12 protein-coding genes are annotated in these 18,078 nt (G+C 71.7%); 6 read left to right on the forward strand and 6 right to left on the reverse strand.

Annotated elements, in window-relative coordinates:
* Nucleotides 1-11 precede the first annotated feature (11 nt).
* The 5 genes from LWJ43_RS19905 to LWJ43_RS19925 form a co-directional block, all read right to left on the reverse strand.
* Nucleotides 12-2,246, reverse strand: a complete 2,235-nt coding sequence (locus LWJ43_RS19905; RefSeq protein ID WP_277333579.1) for a bifunctional glycosyltransferase/CDP-glycerol:glycerophosphate glycerophosphotransferase — start codon at nt 2,244-2,246, stop codon at nt 12-14.
* A 173-nt stretch (nt 2,247-2,419) separates the two neighbouring features.
* Nucleotides 2,420-3,334 (reverse strand): carbohydrate ABC transporter permease, encoded by a 915-nt coding sequence (locus tag LWJ43_RS19910; protein ID WP_462100897.1) that lies wholly within the window; start codon nt 3,332-3,334, stop codon nt 2,420-2,422.
* 204 nt (nt 3,335-3,538) lie between these two features.
* Nucleotides 3,539-4,918 (reverse strand): carbohydrate ABC transporter permease, encoded by a 1,380-nt coding sequence (locus LWJ43_RS19915; protein WP_277333580.1) that lies wholly within the window; start codon nt 4,916-4,918, stop codon nt 3,539-3,541.
* A 4-nt stretch (nt 4,919-4,922) separates the two neighbouring features.
* Entirely contained in the window at nt 4,923-6,287 is a 1,365-nt protein-coding gene (locus tag LWJ43_RS19920; protein ID WP_277333581.1) for an ABC transporter substrate-binding protein, read from the reverse strand.
* Between the two features lie 296 nt (nt 6,288-6,583).
* A complete protein-coding gene (locus LWJ43_RS19925; RefSeq protein ID WP_277333582.1) occupies nt 6,584-9,916 on the reverse strand; it encodes an FHA domain-containing protein in 3,333 nt (1,110 codons plus the stop codon).
* Nucleotides 9,917-10,335: 419 nt separating this feature from the next.
* Here LWJ43_RS19925 and LWJ43_RS19930 point away from each other — a divergent pair, with 419 nt between their 5' ends.
* From LWJ43_RS19930 to LWJ43_RS19945, 4 genes are all read left to right on the forward strand, one after another.
* Nucleotides 10,336-11,970 (forward strand): serine/threonine-protein kinase, encoded by a 1,635-nt coding sequence (locus LWJ43_RS19930; protein WP_277333583.1) that lies wholly within the window; start codon nt 10,336-10,338, stop codon nt 11,968-11,970.
* Nucleotides 11,971-12,116: 146 nt separating this feature from the next.
* Complete coding sequence (locus LWJ43_RS19935; protein ID WP_277333584.1) at nt 12,117-13,355, forward strand: serine/threonine-protein kinase; 1,239 nt, start codon at nt 12,117-12,119, stop codon at nt 13,353-13,355.
* Nucleotides 13,356-13,424: 69 nt separating this feature from the next.
* Complete coding sequence (gene prfB / locus LWJ43_RS19940; protein WP_277333585.1) at nt 13,425-14,531, forward strand: peptide chain release factor 2; 1,107 nt, start codon at nt 13,425-13,427, stop codon at nt 14,529-14,531.
* Between the two features lie 356 nt (nt 14,532-14,887).
* Complete coding sequence (locus tag LWJ43_RS19945) at nt 14,888-15,805, forward strand: hypothetical protein (RefSeq protein ID WP_277333586.1); 918 nt, start codon at nt 14,888-14,890, stop codon at nt 15,803-15,805.
* A 132-nt stretch (nt 15,806-15,937) separates the two neighbouring features.
* Here the strand turns inward: LWJ43_RS19945 and LWJ43_RS19950 are convergent, their stop codons facing one another.
* Nucleotides 15,938-16,129, reverse strand: coding sequence for a hypothetical protein (locus LWJ43_RS19950; RefSeq protein ID WP_277333587.1), 192 nt, complete (start codon nt 16,127-16,129; stop codon nt 15,938-15,940).
* Nucleotides 16,130-16,388: 259 nt separating this feature from the next.
* Here LWJ43_RS19950 and ftsE point away from each other — a divergent pair, with 259 nt between their 5' ends.
* Nucleotides 16,389-17,078: a cell division ATP-binding protein FtsE gene (gene ftsE, locus LWJ43_RS19955; protein WP_014046319.1), complete on the forward strand. Its 690-nt coding sequence runs from the start codon at nt 16,389-16,391 to the stop codon at nt 17,076-17,078.
* A 69-nt stretch (nt 17,079-17,147) separates the two neighbouring features.
* On the forward strand, nt 17,148-18,068 hold the full coding sequence (gene ftsX / locus LWJ43_RS19960) for a permease-like cell division protein FtsX (RefSeq protein ID WP_031100677.1): 921 nt from the start codon (nt 17,148-17,150) through the stop codon (nt 18,066-18,068).
* Nucleotides 18,069-18,078 lie beyond the last annotated feature (10 nt).

Consider the following 18,078-nt stretch of genomic DNA (forward strand, 5'->3'; position numbering starts at 1 on the left):
GGGCCCGGGCGTCACCCGTTGGTGTACTCCCGTACCGGCACCTGCCGCGGTACCCCGGTGGGTCCGCGGCCCGCGGGCTGGGCGGGCCGCGGCATGTCCGACGTGTCGTCCAGGAAGACCCGCCGCACCACCCGCTCCGCCGCGTGCCCGTCGTCGTACGGACAGAACCGGGCGCGGAACGCCGCCCGGCGCTGCGCCGCCCGGGGCCCGCGCCAGTGATCGGTGGCGAAGATCTCGTGCAGCTCCTCCTGGTCCCTGGCCACCGCCCCGGGAGGGAAGGCCGCCGGGTCGAAGTACGTGCCCCGGGACGCCTCGTACGCCTGCGCGTCCTCCAGGTGCAGGACCACCGGCCGGTCCAGGTTGACGTAGTCGAACATCAGCGACGAGTAGTCCGTGATCAGTCCGTCGGAGGCGAGGCAGAGCTCCTCGACGGAAGGGTGCGCGCTGACGTCGATGATCCTCGGGTGCCGGGTGTGCCCGGCGGCGGCCCGGGTCGCGGCGTCGAGGTAGTGGGAGCGGGCCAGGATCACGAAGTGCGGGCCGAGGACACGGACCAGCTGACCGAGGTCCAGGGAGTGCTGCTGGGCTCGGCGGTAGTCGCGGTGGGTCGGTGCGTACAGCAGGGCGGTGCTCCCCTCCGGGACGCCCAGTCGGTCGCGCAGCCGCGCGGTCCTGCCGGGGTCCGCGCGGTGGAAGACGTCGTTGCGCGGGCTGCCGTACTCCAGCGTGGTGTAGCCCGACGGGTAGGTGCGTTCCCACACCAGGGTGGAGTGCTGGTTGGCCGACAGGGAGAAGTCCCACTTGTCGACGTTCCGCAGGAGCTGTTCGAAGTCCATGTCGCCGGCCGCCGCCGGGTGGTGCACGAGGTCGGTGCCCATCGTCTTCAACGGCGTGCCGTGATGGGTCTGCAGGAGGACCTGCCCTCGTCTCTTGACGAGTCTGCGGTCGAAGTTGACGTTGTTCACGAGGTACTTGGAACGCGCCAGGGCCGTCCAGTACGCGGCCGTCCCCGGGTGCAGCACACGGGTCGTGTCCGGCACGGTGTGCGCGTCCTCGGGACGGCAGATCCACGAGGTGCGCAGCCCGGGCACGAGGGCCCTGGCCGTGGCCTCCAGCGCGGCGGGGCTGCAGGTGTAGCCCCGGTGCCAGTACGCGGCGAAGACCGCGTCACCGCTTCGGACGGGCAGCAGCAACTGGACGCGGTAGTGCAGCTGCAGCGCCGCAGCGCGCACCGTTCGGTTCACGGACGTGGCGGTGCGCCCGAGCCGGCCGCGCAGCCGCTGGGCGGTCCACAGGGCGCGGTAGGTGCGGTGGGCGCCCAGACGGAACAGCGCGTGCCGCAGCCGCGCCCTGCGGGGCACGGGGGCGCCCGGCGTGCGGTAGCGGCGGCAGTGCGCGCGGGCCCGCCGGAAGAACTCGACGCGGGTCCCGCGCGGCAGCCGGTCCCTGGAGGTGAAGAGGGTCGAGAAGTGGTCGAGCATCCTGCGGAACATCACCGGGCGCCAGACGGCGAGTTCGGGGCGCGCGTCGATGAAGGCGAAGACGCGGTCGTACTGGTCGAAGACGTCGAAGTGCCGCCGGGTCGTGGTGGAGAGGATGTTGCCGCGGCGCCGCTGGCGGTAGCCGACGCAGACGGTGTCGAGCACGGCGATCGACCCGGCGGCCATCAGCACCGGGTAGGTCCAGGGGGTGTCCTCGTAGTAGCCCGGCGGGAAGGTGAACCCGCCGGCCTCGATGAACTCGCGGCGGTACGCCTTGTTCCAGACGACCATCAGGACCTTGAGCAGTTCGGGCCGGTCGGCGAGCCGGAAGGAGGCCGGACCGGCCTCGGAGAGGTGCTCGGCGAAGGTGTTGCGCACGCTCTCGCCCGACCAGTACGTCCGGGCGTAGTCGTAGACCAGGACGTCGGGGCCGCCGGTGGCCTCCAGGCGGTCGGCGATGGCCTGGAGCGCCTCGGGGGCGAAGGTGTCGTCGGCGTCGAGGAAGAGCAGGTAGTCTCCGGTGGCCCTGGCCACCCCGGCGTTGCGGGCCGGGCCGAGACCGGAGTTGCACGGCAGGTGCACGACGCTGACCCGGGGGTCGCGTACGGCGTACTCATCGGCGATCGGGCCGCAGGCGTCCGGTGAACAGTCGTCGACCACGATGATCTCGTAGTCCTTGAAGGACTGGTTCAGCACGGAGTCGAGACACGCGTGCAGATACGCCTGGACCCGGTACGCGGGCACGATGACACTGAACCGGGGCACAACACATCCAGGGGTCGCTCGCGGGCGGGCAGGTGGCCCGCAAACGGCCGAAGGAGTGACATGGTTACGCCGGATGTGGCATTCGGGGGAAGTGCGAGGTAGGGCGGCCCGTTCGCGAGTGAGCGGGCCGCCCTGGTGTTGACGAACGCGTGTGCTGTGCGGTGCCGGCTCGGCTACTTGACCGCCCCGGCCATCACGCCGGAGACGAACTGCCGCTGGAAGGCGAAGAACACCGCCAGCGGGATCACCATGGACACGAAGGCGCCGGGCGCCAGTATGTCGATGTTGTTGCCGAACTGCCGGACCTGCTGCTGGAGCGCGACGGTGATCGGCGGGGACCCGGAGTCCGCGAAGATCAGTGCCACCAGCATGTCGTTCCACACCCAGAGGAACTGGAAGATCCCGAGAGAGGCGATCGCGGGGCCGCCGAGCGGCATCACGACCCGGGTGAACAGACGGATCTCGCCCGCACCGTCCAGCCGCGCGGCCTCCAGCAGTTCACGCGGGATCTCGGCGAAGAAGTTCCTCAGCAGGAAGATGGCGAACGGCAGGCCGAACGCCGTGTGGAACATGATCACACCGAAGGTCGTCTCGAAGATCCCGATGGTGCCGAAGAGCTCGGACACCGGGATCAGGGCGACCTGTACCGGGACCACCAGCAGCCCCACGACCACCAGGAACCACCAGTCGCGGCCGGGGAACTCCATCCAGGCGAAGGCGTAACCGGCGAGCGAGCCGATGACGACCACCAGGAACGTGGCCGGAACGGTGATCAGGACCGTGCTGAGCAGTGAATCCGTGATGGTCGAGTTGTCGAGCAGCCGCTGGTAGTTGGAGAAGGTCAGCTCCGAGGGGACGGTGAAGACCTTCCACCACCCGGTCGCCGCGATGTCCTCCGGCCCTCGCAGCGAGGAGAGCAGCAGTCCGATGGTGGGCATCAGCCAGAACAGGCCCACCAGGACGAGGAAGACCCGCATGACTCCGCCGCCGGCGCGGGCGGCGATCCGCGCGCCGAGGGATTCCCCGCCCCCGGCGGTCCTGCCCGCCGGGCGGTTCCGCCCGGCCTGTGAGGTCTCGGTCGTCGTCACCGGCGCCCCTCCTTCCGGATCCGGCGGATGTTGCTGTGCTCTTCCGGGGGGCGACCCCCGGACCCCCGGCAGGGGGGTGGTGCGGTGCGACCCCGAGACGTCACCGGCGCCCCTCCTTCCGGATCCGGCGGATGTTGCTGTGCTCTTCCGGGGGGCGACCCCCGGACCCCCGGCAGGGGGGTGGTGCGGTGCGACCCCGAGACGTCACCGGCGCCCCTCCTTCCGGATCCGGCGGATGTTGAACAGCATCACCGGGATCACCAGCAGCAACAGCAGTACGGCGATGGCGCTGCCGACCCCGAGGTCCGCGTCCGTGCCGAACGAGGAGCGGTACAGCTGGAGGGCCAGGACGTTCGCGTCGTCCTGGGAGGAGCCCGGCGCGATGATGAAGACCAGGTCGAAGATCTTCAGTACGTTGATCATCAGGGTGACCAGGACCACCGCGAGCACGGGCGCCAGCATCGGGACCGTGATCCGGCGGAACACCTGCCACTCGTTCGCGCCGTCCACCCGTGCGGCCTCGAGGAGTTCGCGCGGCAGACCGGCCAGCCCCGCGGCGATCAGCACCATCGCGAACCCGGCCCACATCCAGACGTAGCTGCCGATGATCCCCGGCGTCACGAGGGACGGCCCCAGCCAGTCCACGCCGTTGTACGGCTCCCGGAAGTTGTCCGCCGGCAGCCGGAGCAGGGAGCCGTCGGCCGAGGCGGGAAGGGTGAACACGCCGTCCGCGCCGGCCTGGGCCGTGGCGACGACCTCGCCGTCCTTCACCGCCTCTACGGTGATGCCCTTGAGGCCGAGCTCTTTCGGATCGACGACGTTCGGTTTGCCGCCGCCGCCCTTGGTGAAGTCGAGCCAGGCCGTCCCGGTGATCCCGTCGCCGGACGCGGTTGCCGCCTTCGCGGGCTCGGCGTCGCCCGGCATCTTCCCGGGCGCCACACCGACCAGCGGCAGGTTCACCGGCTGACCGGCCCGCACGGTCTCCTTCGTCACGAAGGAACCGCCACCGCCGGCCTTCAGCGGATGGACGGGCAGCGGATGCGCCTTCGGGAAGCCCGAGGACTCGGCGAACGTGTCGTGCACCCCCACCGCGACGGCGTTGGCGACACCGCGCTCCGGCGCCTGCTCGTACACCAGCCGGAAGATGATGCCCGCGGCCAGCATGGAGATCGCCATCGGCATGAAGACGATCAGCTTGAACGCCGTACCCCACCGGATCCGCTCGGTGAGGACCGCGAAGATCAGCCCCAGCGCGGTGGCGACCGTCGGTGCGAACACCACCCAGATGGCGTTGTTCTTCACCGCGGTCCGGATGGTCTCGTCCGTGAACAGTGCCCTGTAGTTGTCGAGACCGGCGAAACCGGTGCCGGACTGGTCGAGGAACGAGCGGTAGACGGAGTACACGATCGGATAGACGACGAGTGAGCCGAGCAGCACCAGGGCCGGCAGCAGGAACGCCGCTGCGACGGCCTTCCTCGTTCCGGTGACCCTTCCGCGCGGCCGCCTGTCGGTGCCCGTACCCGTGTCAGGACGCTTGTCGGCGGGGGGCGCGCTGCCGGCGCCCCCCGCTGTCGCTGTGGTCATCCCGTCAGCTCGTGTACGCCTTGGCCGCGTCGGACTCCAGCTTCGCTTGAGTCCCCGCGATGTCCTTCGGGTTCTTCAGGAAGTCCTGGAGGGTCTTCCACTCACCCTTGCCGGGCGTCCCGCCGAACGACTGCGGGGCCTGGTCGGACATGTCGAACCGGACGTCGTCACCGGCGGCGATCAGCGCCTCGGCGATCTTGCGCTGCACGTCGTTCGGGTACGCGCCCGCGTCCAGGGCCTTGTTGGGCGAGATGAACCCGCCGGCCTCGGCCCAGATCCTCGCCGCGTCGGTCGAGGCGAGCCAGGTCAGCAGCGCCTGGGCGCCCTTGCCGTCCTTGAGCGCCACCGCCGCGTCGCCGCCCGTCACCACGGGGGACTCCGAGCCGACCGCGGGGAACGGGAACACCTTGGCGTCCGTGCCGATCTTGGCCTCGGTCTGCGCGATGTTGATGGAGACGAAGTCACCCTCGAAGACCATCGCGCCCTTGGGCTGGTCTCCGCCGGTGAAGGTCTGGGTGACCGAGACCGGGAACTCGGTCTGCAGGGCCCCGTCGGCGCCACCGGAGATCAGGCTCGGCTTGCCGAACAGCTCGGCGAGCGTGGTGAGGGCGTCCTTCACGGACGGGTCCGTCCACTTGATCTCGTGCTTGGCCAGCTGGTCGTATTTCTCAGGCCCGGCCTGCGACAGGTAGATGTTCTCGAACCAGTCGGTGAGCGTCCAGCCGTCCGCGCCGCCGACCGAGACCGGGGTGACACCGGAGGCGGAGACCGTCTCGGCCGTGGCGATGAAGTCCTTCCACGTCTTCGGCTCGCTCGCGCCCGCGTTCTCGAACGCCTTGGTGTTGTACCAGACCAGGGACTTGTTGGCGGCCTTGAAGTAGACGCCGTACTGCGTGCCGTCGACCGCGCCGAGGTCCTGCCACACCTTCGCGTAGTTCTTGCTCAGCTGGGCCTTCGCCTCCGCGCCCACCGGCTTGGCCCACTTCTTGGCCACGGCCTGCTGGATCGCTCCCACCTGCGGGATCATCGCGACGTCCGGGGGCTGGCCGCCCGCGATCTTCGTACCGAGGAAGTTGACGATCGGGTCCTGCGCCGGGACGAAGGTGACCGTGGCACCCGTCCGTGCCTCGAACTCGTCGAGGACCTTGGTGAAGTTGGCCTGCTCGGGCCCGGTCCAGACCGCGGCCACCGATATCTTCTCGCCGTCGAGCTTCGGCAGCGTGACGCTCGGCGCACTGCCCTCGCCCTTGCCGGCGTCGTCGCCCGGCTTGTCCTTACCGGCGCCGTCGTCACCGCATCCGGTGAGGGCCAGTGCCCCGATCGCGGTGAACACCAGTGCGGCCCTACGCATTCGAAGGGTTCTGCGCATCCCTGCCCCGTCTCTCCTGCGCGCGCATGAGCGCGGTCCGGCACCAACGGTGGGACCCCGCAGTGCCGTTCACGTCTCACATCGTGCGGTTCACATCGTCCGTGCGCACAGTCCTATGCCCGGCGCACCGGGGCCGCAATACCGCCGTCCGGGCCAACTCCGTCATCGTGATCGGCTCGTGACGTCCCGTCGGAAACGAGCCGCCCGGGCCGCCGACGACCGCTCGATGCCGCGGCGGAGGCCGGCCCGGAGGCCGTCGCCCGGGAGGAGTGGCCTGCCGGGGCGTGGACCGGCGCTCAGGGGATCAGCGGGGGGAGGGGCTCCGCGTTCACCGAACGTGCGGCCCTCTCCAGGGCGCTGGCCAGCAGGGCCAGGTCGGTGGGGCCGTTGCCCAGCTCGCGGACCGGCCGACGGGTCGGCGGATCGCCCATCCGCTCCCACTCCAGCGGTACGACGGTGGGGCGGAGGGTCGCCGTGCGCGGGATGCGGCCGGTGACCCGGCCGCCCTGGAACGGTGTCACCCGGCCGTCCGGATGTCCCAGCCGTCCCCGGCCCGGCGCGGCCTCGTCCGGGGACGGGGGGACGACGGGCGGGTCGAGAACGATGCGCAGCCGCGCGCCCCGGGCCAGTTCCGTGTCCTCGGTGCGGTCGGGGCGGGCGGACGTGGCGACCAGATGGACACCGAGGCGCCCGCCGTCCCTGGCCACGGCCTCCAGGACGCGGACCACGGACCCGGCTGACGGGCGTCCAGGGCTGCCGAGCGCCGGGGCGACCAGCGCGTCGAAGTCGTCGGTCAGGACGACCAGCCGGGGAAGCGGCGAGGGGCCGGGATCCGCCGGACGCGCCGCGGCGGTTCTCAGACGCAGGGTGCCGCTCGCGGGTGACTCGAGGTCCCCGCACTGTTCGGCGGCGGTCGGAGGGCGGCGGCCGGTGAGCGCCTGCGACTCCTCGTACCGGGCGTGCCACTCGGTGAAGTCCAGGGTGCCGAGCAGCTCCGCCCGGCGTTTGAGCTCGCCGCCCAGCGCCTGCGCGAACTCCCTCATGCGTACGGGGTCGGAGGCCACCAGGTGGCTGAAGACGTGCGGGAGCTCCGTGCAGGGGCGCAGTCCCTCGCCGCGCTCCCCGTGCTCGCCGCCCGCCCCGTCGATGAGGACCATGCCGAGGCGGTCGGGCCGCGTGGCGGAGGCCAGGGAGGCGGCGACGGCACGCAGCAACTCGGTGCGGCCGCTGCCCGCGGGGCCCTCGACCAGCAGGTGGGGGCCCTCGTCGGCCAGATCGACGGAGAGCGGGCCCCTGGGGCCGGCGCCCAGCACGATGACGGGGCGTCCCGCGCGGCCGGCGGACGCACCCGGGGGCCCGGCCTCCGCGGTCCCGCCGTCACGTCGCTGCGCGCCGATCCGGGTGGGGCCGCTTCCCGGCACGGGGTAGGCGGAGCGGCCCGAGCCCGCGCTGGTCGGCCCGCTGCCCCGGAACGGGGTGCGGCCGGAGTCGGGGGACTCGCGCTGCGCGGCCACCCGGGGCCCGGTGCTCAGGGTGCGGCCGGAGCCGGTCGTGTCCAGGTCCGCCGCACCGGGGGCGGCCGAGCGGACCGTGGCGCCCGGCTGGTCCTCGGCGGCGGAGGCCCAGCGGGCCATCAGGGAGGCCGGTGTGGCCCTGGCGAGGCCCAGCTCGTCCAGCAGACGGGCGGACGGGGGCAGTGCGGCAGCCGTGGGCCGGCCGGGCAGCGAGGCCGCGCCTTCGTCGCGCAGCGGGGCGAGGGCACGTCCGAACCGCTCGGCCCAGGCCACCGACACGGCGTCCACCGCGGCGACGGTGCCGTGGCCCGCCGCCTGGCCGCCCGCCGTGCGCAGCAGCCGCAGCGCCGTCGCCACGTCGCCGCTGAGCATGGCGACGGCACCGCACTCGCGGAAGGCGATCGAGGCCCGGCACGCGGTGTCGTAGGTCGCGGCGACCGGGGACGTCGGGGAGGCGGCCGGGGCTTCGGCCAGGCAGATCAGATGGATCCCGGAGGCCGCTCCGGCACCGGCCAGCCCGGCCGTCGTCCCGCGCAGGGCGGCGGAGCCGGGATCGCCGTCCACGATCACCACGGTGTACGGCCCGGTGTGGTCGCGGGCCGCGTCGGCGACGGCGGCCCGGTCGGCGCTCGCCCAGCCGGGCCCCAGCGGGCCCTCCTGCATGCGGCGTTCCAGCTCCGCCGCCCGGGCGTCCGCCTGCTCGCGGTCGTACGCCAGGAGCAGGCGGCAGTCCTGGCCGTGCATCGGGCGCAGATGGGGCAGCCAGCCGAGCCAGGACCACTCGCGCCGCCGTTCCTCCAGGCTGCGGGACCGGTCCGTGCTGATCAGCACGATCTCCAGGTCGAACGGGGAGTGCAGAGCGGCGAGCTGCGCCACCGTCGACCGGGCCAGCCCGGACAGCCGGGCCCGCGGGCCCGCGAGTCCGAGCGAGCCGGCCTCCCGCAGGCCGACGGTGACCGGCACGGCGGGCAGGTCGGCCCGCTCCGTCGTGCCGAGCCGTACGACCAGGGCCTCGGGGTGCGTGGTGCCGCGCTCCCACAGGCGGGGGCCCGGGCCGAGCGCGGTGAGGAGCACGGTCGCGGGGTCCGGCCAGGTCCCCGCGGGGGCGGAGGAGGAGTGAAGTGGTGCGGAGGGGGCGTGCGCGGCCGATGCGGGATCCGGACCGGCCACCGGCGGGTCACCGGCCACCGTCCCGAGCGCCTGCTCACCCTTGCTGCCGGTGAGCCGCCGCGCCCAGGCGCCTATGCCGCCGCGTCTGGAGGACTCCGGGTGGGTGAGCGGGGCGCCGCGGCCGTGGGTGTCCTGGGGGCAGGGGTGGCCCTGGGGGGCGTCCTGGCCGTCCGGCCCGTCGTCGTACGTCCGGAGCGTCGTGTTCCCGGATGCTGCGGGGCCGTACGTGTGGCCGTGTCCGCCGGCGGACCGGCCCGCGGCGGGTTCCCGGCCCCTCCCGGGGGCGTCCTGGGCCTCCGGGCGGGCCACCCGGAGATGGCCCTCGCCGTCGGGCGTGGCCGGCAGCGCGGGCGTACGGGCGCCGGCCGTGAGCCGGAGCGTGGACTCCCCGAGCCGCAGCAGGGCGCCCGGGGTCAGCCGGACCGGGCGGTCGTGGACGTCCGTGCCGTCCAGGGAGGTGCCGTTGGTCGATCCGAGGTCGGCTACGGACACCCGGCCGTCCTCCGAGACGGTCACGGCGCAGTGCAGCCGTGACACGTCCGGGTCGTCGAGCGGGACGTCGGCCTCGGCGGAGCGGCCGATCCGGATCTGTCCGCCGTGCAGCAGATGGACTCCGCCGGCGTCCGGTCCCGCGATCACGTGCAGCTGCGCGGGAACGGCGTCGTCGGCCGCCTCGTCGTCCCCGGGCGTCTGGAGCGAGAGCACCGCGCCGTCCACCAGGGGCGGCTCGCCGAGGGAGCAGCGCTGAGGGTCGAGCCGCTCGCGCCCCGCGTACAGCACGGTGGCGCCGCCGCCCAGTGAGCCCTCGGGGCCCGAGACCGCCGTGGCGAGGCCGGAGGCGACGGCGGCGAGAGCCGTCCCGGCCGGGGCGGTCACGAGCACGTCGCAGGCGCGCGCCGGGGTCTGGCCGCTGCGCGGCGCGAGGACGGTCAGCCGGATCTGCATCGCCGTCAGCGGTCCCTTCTGCGCGGGGTGCCCGGCAGGGGAAAAGCCCTGTGATTCCCCCCACCCGGCACGGACGCGTCGTCCGGTACAGGTCGTCACGGAACGCGAGGCTCCCGACCCCACGGTTCTGTGCTGGAGGCATCCTCGCACCTGCCACTGACAACACGCCCGGGAGTGACCGCTTAGTGATCTTGAATGGCCGAGTGTGGGTGTAAAAGTGCCTGCTTGGTCCTGCCGACGACGTGCTGCACACTCGTTCGGCAACCAACCCTTCCGAGTGTGCGTCTTCCCGCTGACACGGCGGCAACACGACCGGAGGACGACCGACCGGTGCCCCGTGCGGCGGCACTAGAGTGGGCCGGGACATCCGGGCGGGCCCGGGGGACCGCAAGCACAACGACCAGCAGGGAGCGCATGACGTGCGGCCGGTAGGCAGCAAGTACCTGCTCGAGGAGCCGCTCGGACGCGGCGCCACGGGCACCGTCTGGCGAGCCCGCCAGCGGGAGACCGCGGGCGCCGAGGCGGCCGTCGCCGGGCAGCCCGGCGAGACCGTCGCGATCAAGGTGCTCAAGGAGGAGCTCGCCAACGACGCGGATGTCGTGATGCGGTTCCTGCGTGAGCGCTCCGTGCTGCTGCGGCTCACCCACGCGAACATCGTGCGCACCCGGGACCTGGTCGTCGAGGGCGATCTGCTCGCCCTGGTGATGGACCTGGTCGACGGTCCCGACCTGCACCGTTATCTCCGCGAGAACGGTCCGCTCACCCCGGTCGCCGCCGCGCTGCTCACCGCGCAGATCGCGGACGCGCTGGCCGCGAGCCACGCGGACGGTGTCGTGCACCGCGACCTGAAGCCCGCCAACGTGCTGCTCGACGAGCGCAACGGCGAGATGCACCCGATGCTCACCGACTTCGGCATCGCGCGCCTCGCGGACTCCCCGGGCCTGACCCGGACCCATGAGTTCGTCGGCACACCCGCCTATGTGGCGCCCGAGTCGGCCGAAGGCCGTCCGCAGACCTCCGCCGTGGACGTCTACGGCGCCGGCATCCTGCTGTACGAACTGGTCACCGGCCGTCCGCCGTTCGCCGGGGGCACCGCCCTGGAGGTCCTGCACCGGCACCTCAGCGAGGAGCCCAGCCGCCCCGGCAGCGTCCCCGAGCCGCTGTGGACGGTGATCGAACGCTGCCTGCGCAAGGACCCGGACCAGCGGCCGAGCGCCGTGAACCTCGCCCGTGCGCTGCGCACCGTCGGGCAGGGCATCGGCGTGCACGCGAACTCGGCGCAGATCGCCGCCGCCGAGGGTGTGGGCGCCCTGCTCGCCCCCGACCCGGCGCCCGCCGCCGTCCCGGACACCCCCGGTGCCGCGGACCGGACCCAGGTGCTGCCGAGCAACGCGGGCTCGTACGACCCCGCGGCCCCGACCAGCGTGATGCAGCAGACCGCGGGCGTGGGCGGCCAGGCCGACCCGACCGCGATGATGCCGCCCGTACCGCCGCGCCCCGACGGCCCCCCGCAGCCCGACGAGCCGCACCCCTGGCAGTCCCAGCTCCGGGCCGCCCGGGACCGCAACGAGCAGACGCAGGTCCAGTACCTCGACCCGAGCCAGGACCCGCTGCGCCGTCGCCCCCAGCGCCAGCAGCCGCCCCAGGCCCAGCAGCGTCAGCAGCCGCAGCCCCAGCAGCGCCAGCAGCCGCAGCCCCAGCGCGCCCAGCAGCCTCAGCGCTACCAGCAGCCCCAGCAGCAGCAGCAGCGGCAGCAGCGGCAGCAGTACGCGCCCCCGCAGCAGCCGGCACCCCAGCCGCCGGCCCCGCGGCAGCCGAGGCAGCGCAGCGCCAACCCGATGCGCATCCCCGGCCTCGGCTGCCTCAAGGGCTGCCTGTTCTCCGTGGTGCTGCTGGTCGTCGCCGCCTGGCTCATCTGGGAACTGACGCCGCTTCAGGACTGGATCGCCCAGGGGCAGAGCTTCTGGGACGCCATAGGGGACGGCATCGGCAAGGTCACCGACTGGTTCCAGGAACTCGGCGGGAGCGACTCGGGCGGCACTACCGGCCAGTAGGAGCCCCCACTCTGTGTCTTTGTCGACTTCTGCGGGCCCAATTCGCCCGCAGAAGTCGAGGTTGGCGTCATCCCGGGCACGCGGCACCCCGTTCGCCGCGTAACTTTGTCGGGCGGGGGTCAACGCCAGCCGCTGAGGGAGCAGTCTTGGCACGGAATATCGGCAGCCGGTACACCGCCCACCAGATCCTGGGGCGCGGCAGCGCCGGCACGGTGTGGCTCGGCGAAGGGCCCGAGGGCCCGGTCGCCATCAAACTGCTCCGCGAGGACCTCGCGTCCGACCAGGAGCTCGTGGGCCGCTTCGTACAGGAACGCACCGCGCTGCTCGGGCTCAGCCATCCGCACGTCGTCGCCGTCCGCGACCTCGTCGTGGACGGCACCGACCTGGCGCTGGTGATGGACCTCGTGCGGGGCACCGATCTGCGCACCCGCCTGGACCGGGAGCGCCGTCTCGCGCCCGAGGCCGCCGCGGCGATCGTCGCGGACGTCGCCGACGGCCTCGCCGCCGCGCACCGCGCGGGAGTGGTCCACCGCGACGTCAAGCCGGAGAACATCCTGCTCGACATGGAGGGCCCGCTCGGCCCCGGCGGTTCACACCCCGCGCTGCTCACCGACTTCGGCGTCGCCAAGCTCATCGACACCCCGCGCCGCACCAAGGCCACCAAGATCATCGGTACGCCGGACTATCTGGCCCCCGAGATCGTCGAGGGGCTCCCGCCCCGCGCCGCCGTGGACATCTACGCCCTCGCGACCGTGTTCTACGAGCTCCTCGCGGGCTTCACCCCCTTCGGTGGCGGCCACCCCGGGGCCGTCCTGCGCCGCCACGTGACCGAGACGGTCGTCCCGCTCCCGGGCATCCCCGAGGAGCTCTGGCAGCTGCTGGTCCAGTGCCTGGCCAAGGCCCCGGCCTCCCGCCTGCGGGCCTCGGAGCTCGCGACCCGGCTGCGGGAGCTGCTCCCGCTCCTGTCCGGGATACCCCCGCTCGACGTCGACGAGCCGGACAACGAGGCCGAACCGCATGCCTACGACGAGCAGCAGTACACGCCGGCGCCGGAGGAGCCCCGCCGTCGGGGCGCGGTCCCGCTGGTGCCCGGATCCTCCCCGGACTCCAACCGGGACACCCACACGAGCATGCGCGTCCCCGCCCCCGACGAACTCTCCGGCGGCCCCCTCGGCACGGCCCGCGCCCCGCGTGCCCCAGGTCGGCCGCGCCCCGGTTCGGCCCGGAACAAGTCCGCGGCCGTACGCAAGCGCAGGATCACCCTGGGTGTGGCGACCGTCGCCCTGTGTGCCGCGATAGGGGTGGGAGGCTGGTTCGCCGCGAGCGGCGACGACCCGGGATCGTCCCCCGAGGACACACGGAACTCGGCACCCACGACCCCCTGAGAGGCGTCCAGGAGGCCTCGGAATCCGGGGGAGGGACAGGTTCACTCGTCCAGCCGTTACGCTGGACCCGTGGCAGTCGTCGATATTTCCGAAGAGCTGAAGTCCCTCTCCTCGACCATGGGGTCGATCGAGGCCGTCCTGGACCTCGATGCGCTGAGGGTCGACATCGCCGCGCTCGAGGAGCAGGCGGCGGCGCCGTCCCTCTGGGACGACCCGGACGCGGCGCAGAAGATCACCAGCAAGCTTTCGCACCTCCAGGCCGAGGTCCGCAAGACCGAGACCCTGCGCGGCCGCATCGACGACCTCGAGGTCCTCTTCGAGCTCGCCGAGGACGAGGGTGACGCCGACGCGCTCGCCGAGGCGCAGAGCGAGCTGGAGTCCGTCCGCAAGGCGCTGGACGAGATGGAGGTCCGCACGCTCCTCTCCGGCGAGTACGACGCGCGCGAGGCCCTGGTCACCATCCGTGCCGAGGCCGGGGGCGTCGACGCCGCCGACTTCGCCGAGAAGCTCCAGCGCATGTACCTCCGCTGGGCCGAGCGGCACAACTACAAGACCGAGGTCTACGAGACGGCGTACGCCGAGGAGGCCGGCATCAAGTCGACCACCTTCGCGGTCGAGGTGCCGTACGCCTACGGCACGCTCTCCGTCGAGCAGGGCACGCACCGACTCGTCCGGATCTCGCCGTTCGACAACCAGGGCCGCCGCCAGACGTCCTTCGCGGGTGTCGAGGTGCTGCCCGTCGTCGAGCAGACGGACCACGTCGAGATCGACGAGTCCGAGCTCCGGGTCGACGTGTACCGCTCCTCGGGCCCGGGCGGCCAGGGCGTCAACACCACGGACTCCGCGGTCCGCCTGACCCACCTGCCCACCGGCATCGTCGTCTCCTGCCAGAACGAGCGCTCGCAGATCCAGAACAAGGCGTCCGCGATGAACGTCCTCCAGGCGAAGCTCCTCGAGCGCCGCCGCCAGGAGGAGCAGGCGAAGATGAACGCGCTCAAGGGCGACGGCGGCAACTCCTGGGGCAACCAGATGCGTTCGTACGTCCTGCACCCGTACCAGATGGTCAAGGACCTGCGTACGGAGTTCGAGATGGGCAACCCGGAGGCCGTCTTCGGCGGCGAGATCGACGGTTTCGTCGAAGCCGGCATCCGCTGGCGCAAGCAGAACGAGAAGTAGCCTCACCCGTAAGGCCGGCGGGCCCGGACAGATCCTTCTGTCCGGGCCCGCCGGCGTTCCACCCCGCTGCGGGCGCGGGGTGGTTGGGGGAGGGTGTGCTGAATGAGTCACAGTCGTGATTCCGAATAGCCGTCAAGACCCCCCATAGCAGCCTGTATGCCCCCGGAACGGCCTTGACGTGGCCCTTATCTCTGGACAGGGTGCTAGAGCAGCACGCGTATGTCTGGGACAGGTTTGAACGGGGGCGGGCGGGATGACCACGTACGGCGTGGCCCTGCAGAGAGTGTGACCCCGCAGGGCCGAGGACCGCATATGGCTGCTCCATCGACGAGATCAGCTACTGGGGGTAGCAACAGATGACGAAGAAGACGCGAATCCGCGTCGCGCGTATAGCCGCTGGTGCGGTTATCGCAGCAGGTGCCTCGCTCACGGCCGCCGGTGCGGCCCAGGCCACGGGCATCGTCACCATCGGTGTGGACGCCGATGAGGCCGCTGTCGCGACCCAGGTCACCCTCGGCGACGGCGGCAGCGATGCCGGCGGCGTCGACGGTGGCGGCGAAAGCGGCGCCGGCGGTACCGAGGGCGGTACCGAGGGCGGTACGGAGGGCGGTACGGAGGGCGGTACCGAGGGCGGTACCGAGGGCGGCACCGACGGCGGCGGTATCGGTGGTGTCATCGGCGGCATCATCGGTGGTGCCGATGGCGGCACCGACGGTGGTACTGACGGCGGTACCGATGGTGGTACTGACGGCGGCACCGACGGTGGCACCGATGGTGGTGCCGACGGCGGTACCGACGGCGGGTCCGACAACGGCGGCGGCACCAACGGCGGGTCCGACAACGGCGGCGGCACCAACGGCGGGTCCGACAACGGCGGTGGCGCCAACGGCGGTACCGACGGCGGGTCCACCAACGGCGGTACCGACGGCGGGTCCGACAACGGCGGTGGCGCCAACGGCGGGTCCGACAACGGCGGGTCCACCAACGGCGGTGGCGCCAACGGTGGCACCGACGGCGGGTCCACCAATGGCGGGTCCACCGACGGCGGGTCCACCCAGGCGCCCGACCCGGTCTACCCGGACGCCGACGACAACACCGACACGGACAGTGTCGGCAACCAGCCGGTCGAGCAGGGCAAGGGCAAGGACGAGCTCGCCGAGACCGGTGCGGCCGAGACCACGTTCCTGCTGCTCGGCGCCGCCACGATGATCGCGGGTGGCATCGGCTTCCGCATCCTGCCGCGTCTGGTCGGCGGCGGTCGTACGGTCGCCTGACGCCCGTAAGCGCACGTAGAAGGGCCCGGGAGAGCCTTTACGGCCTTCCCGGGCCCTTCGGCGTACCGGGCCGCTCTTGCGGCCGTACGTCCACGTCTCAGCCCCGCCGGGCGGCGAGGTGCGCCCTCCGGCTCAGATGGCCTGGTGCGCGAGCAGCGCGAGAGCGGCCACAAGGATCACCATCAGTGCGACGAGCATCGCGGGATTCAGCCCCGCGAAGAGCCCCTGCTCCTGCATGCGCTCCCTGCTCGCCCGGCAGACACGGCAGCGGCCCTCGTTCACGGGCGCCGCGCAGTTCGCGCACACCAGTCGGTCGTAGGTCATGCGCAGTCCTCCTCCCGCGCGGCGGGAGCCGCATTCACGTTCTCTCCGCACAACGCTCAGGGAAACGCAACCGTTCCCTCTACCACTGTGCCAGCTCGGGCGGGTTTCGGCGCGGCCCGCCGGGTGAGGTCCGGCACGCCCCGTTTCGTTCCATGCCGCTTTCCGTCACAAATCCCTCATAGTCGTACGCCGACTGCACGCGCTCACCCGGTTCGCGTATGGTCACGCTCACCTACCCCCGGCCGACCGTGGTGCATCCGTGATCCGATTCGACAACGTCTCCAAGACCTACCCGAAGCAGAGCCGCCCCGCTCTCCGGGACGTCTCACTCGACATCGAGAAGGGCGAGTTCGTCTTCCTGGTGGGCTCCTCAGGCTCCGGCAAGTCCACCTTCATGCGGCTCATCCTCCGCGAGGAGCGCGCCAGTCAGGGCATGGTCCACGTGCTCGGCAAGGACCTGGCGCGGCTGTCCAACTGGAAGGTGCCGCAGATGCGCCGCCAGCTGGGCACCGTCTTCCAGGACTTCCGGCTCCTCCCCAACAAGACCGTGGCCGAGAACGTGGCCTTCGCGCAGGAGGTCATCGGCAAGCCCCGCGGTGAGATCCGCAAGGCCGTGCCGCAGGTGCTCGACCTCGTGGGTCTCGGGGGCAAGGAGGACCGCATGCCCGGTGAGCTCTCCGGTGGTGAGCAGCAACGTGTCGCGATCGCGAGGGCGTTCGTCAACCGCCCCATGCTGCTGATCGCGGACGAGCCGACCGGAAACCTCGATCCGCAGACCTCCGTGGGCATCATGAAGCTGCTGGACCGGATCAACCGGACCGGCACCACCGTGATCATGGCGACCCACGACCAGAACATCGTCGACCAGATGCGCAAGCGCGTCATCGAGCTCGAACAGGGCCGTCTCGTACGTGACCAGGCGCGCGGCGTCTACGGCTACCAGCACTGAGAGGGGCCGGCGGATCGACCCGCCGGCCCTCCGGGCCTCTGCACGAGCATCGAGTACTGAAAGGACGCCATGCGCGCCCAGTTCGTCCTGTCGGAGATCGGCGTCGGTCTTCGTCGTAACCTCACGATGACCTTCGCGGTCGTGGTCTCCGTCGCCCTCTCGCTCGCCCTGTTCGGCGGCGCGCTGTTGATGCGCGAACAGGTCAGCTCGATGAAGACCTACTGGTACGACAAGGTCAACGTCTCGATCTTCCTCTGCAACAAGAACGACGCCAAGGACGTGCCCAAGTGCGCCAAGGGTGCCGTCACGGCGGAGCAGAAGAAGGAGATCAAGGCGGACCTCGAGAAGATGGAGGCCGTGGAGAAGCCGGTCCTCTTCGAGACGGTCGACCAGGCGTACAAGCACTACCAGGAGCAGTTCGGCGACTCGCCGATGGCCGGCAACATCACGCCGGACCAGATGCAGGAGTCCTTCCGGGTCAAGCTGAAGGACCCGCAGAAGTACAAGGTCGTCGCTACGGCCTTCGCCGGCCGTGACGGCGTGCAGTCCGTCCAGGACCAGCGCAGCATCCTGGACAACCTCTTCGGGCTGATGAACGGCATGAACGTGGCCGCGATCTTCCTGATGGGGCTGATGCTGGTCATCGCCCTGATGCTGATCGTGAACACCGTCCGCGTCTCGGCGTTCAGCCGGAGACGGGAGACGGGCATCATGCGGCTGGTGGGAGCTTCGGGCTTCTACATCCAGATGCCGTTCATCATGGAGGCCGCGTTCGCCGGCCTGATCGGCGGACTGCTGGCCTGCGTGATCCTGATCGCCGCCAGGTACTTCCTGATCGACGGTGGTCTGGCGCTCCAGGAGAAGCTGAACCTGATCGACTTCATCGGCTGGGAAGCGGTGCTCACGAAGCTTCCGCTGGTCATCGCGATCGGGTTGCTGATGCCCGCCGTTGCCGCTCTCTTCGCGTTGCGCAAGTACCTCAAGGTGTGACGAGCGCCCC

It is taken from the genome of Streptomyces sp. JH34, from assembly GCF_029428875.1.
GTDB lineage: Bacteria > Actinomycetota > Actinomycetes > Streptomycetales > Streptomycetaceae > Streptomyces.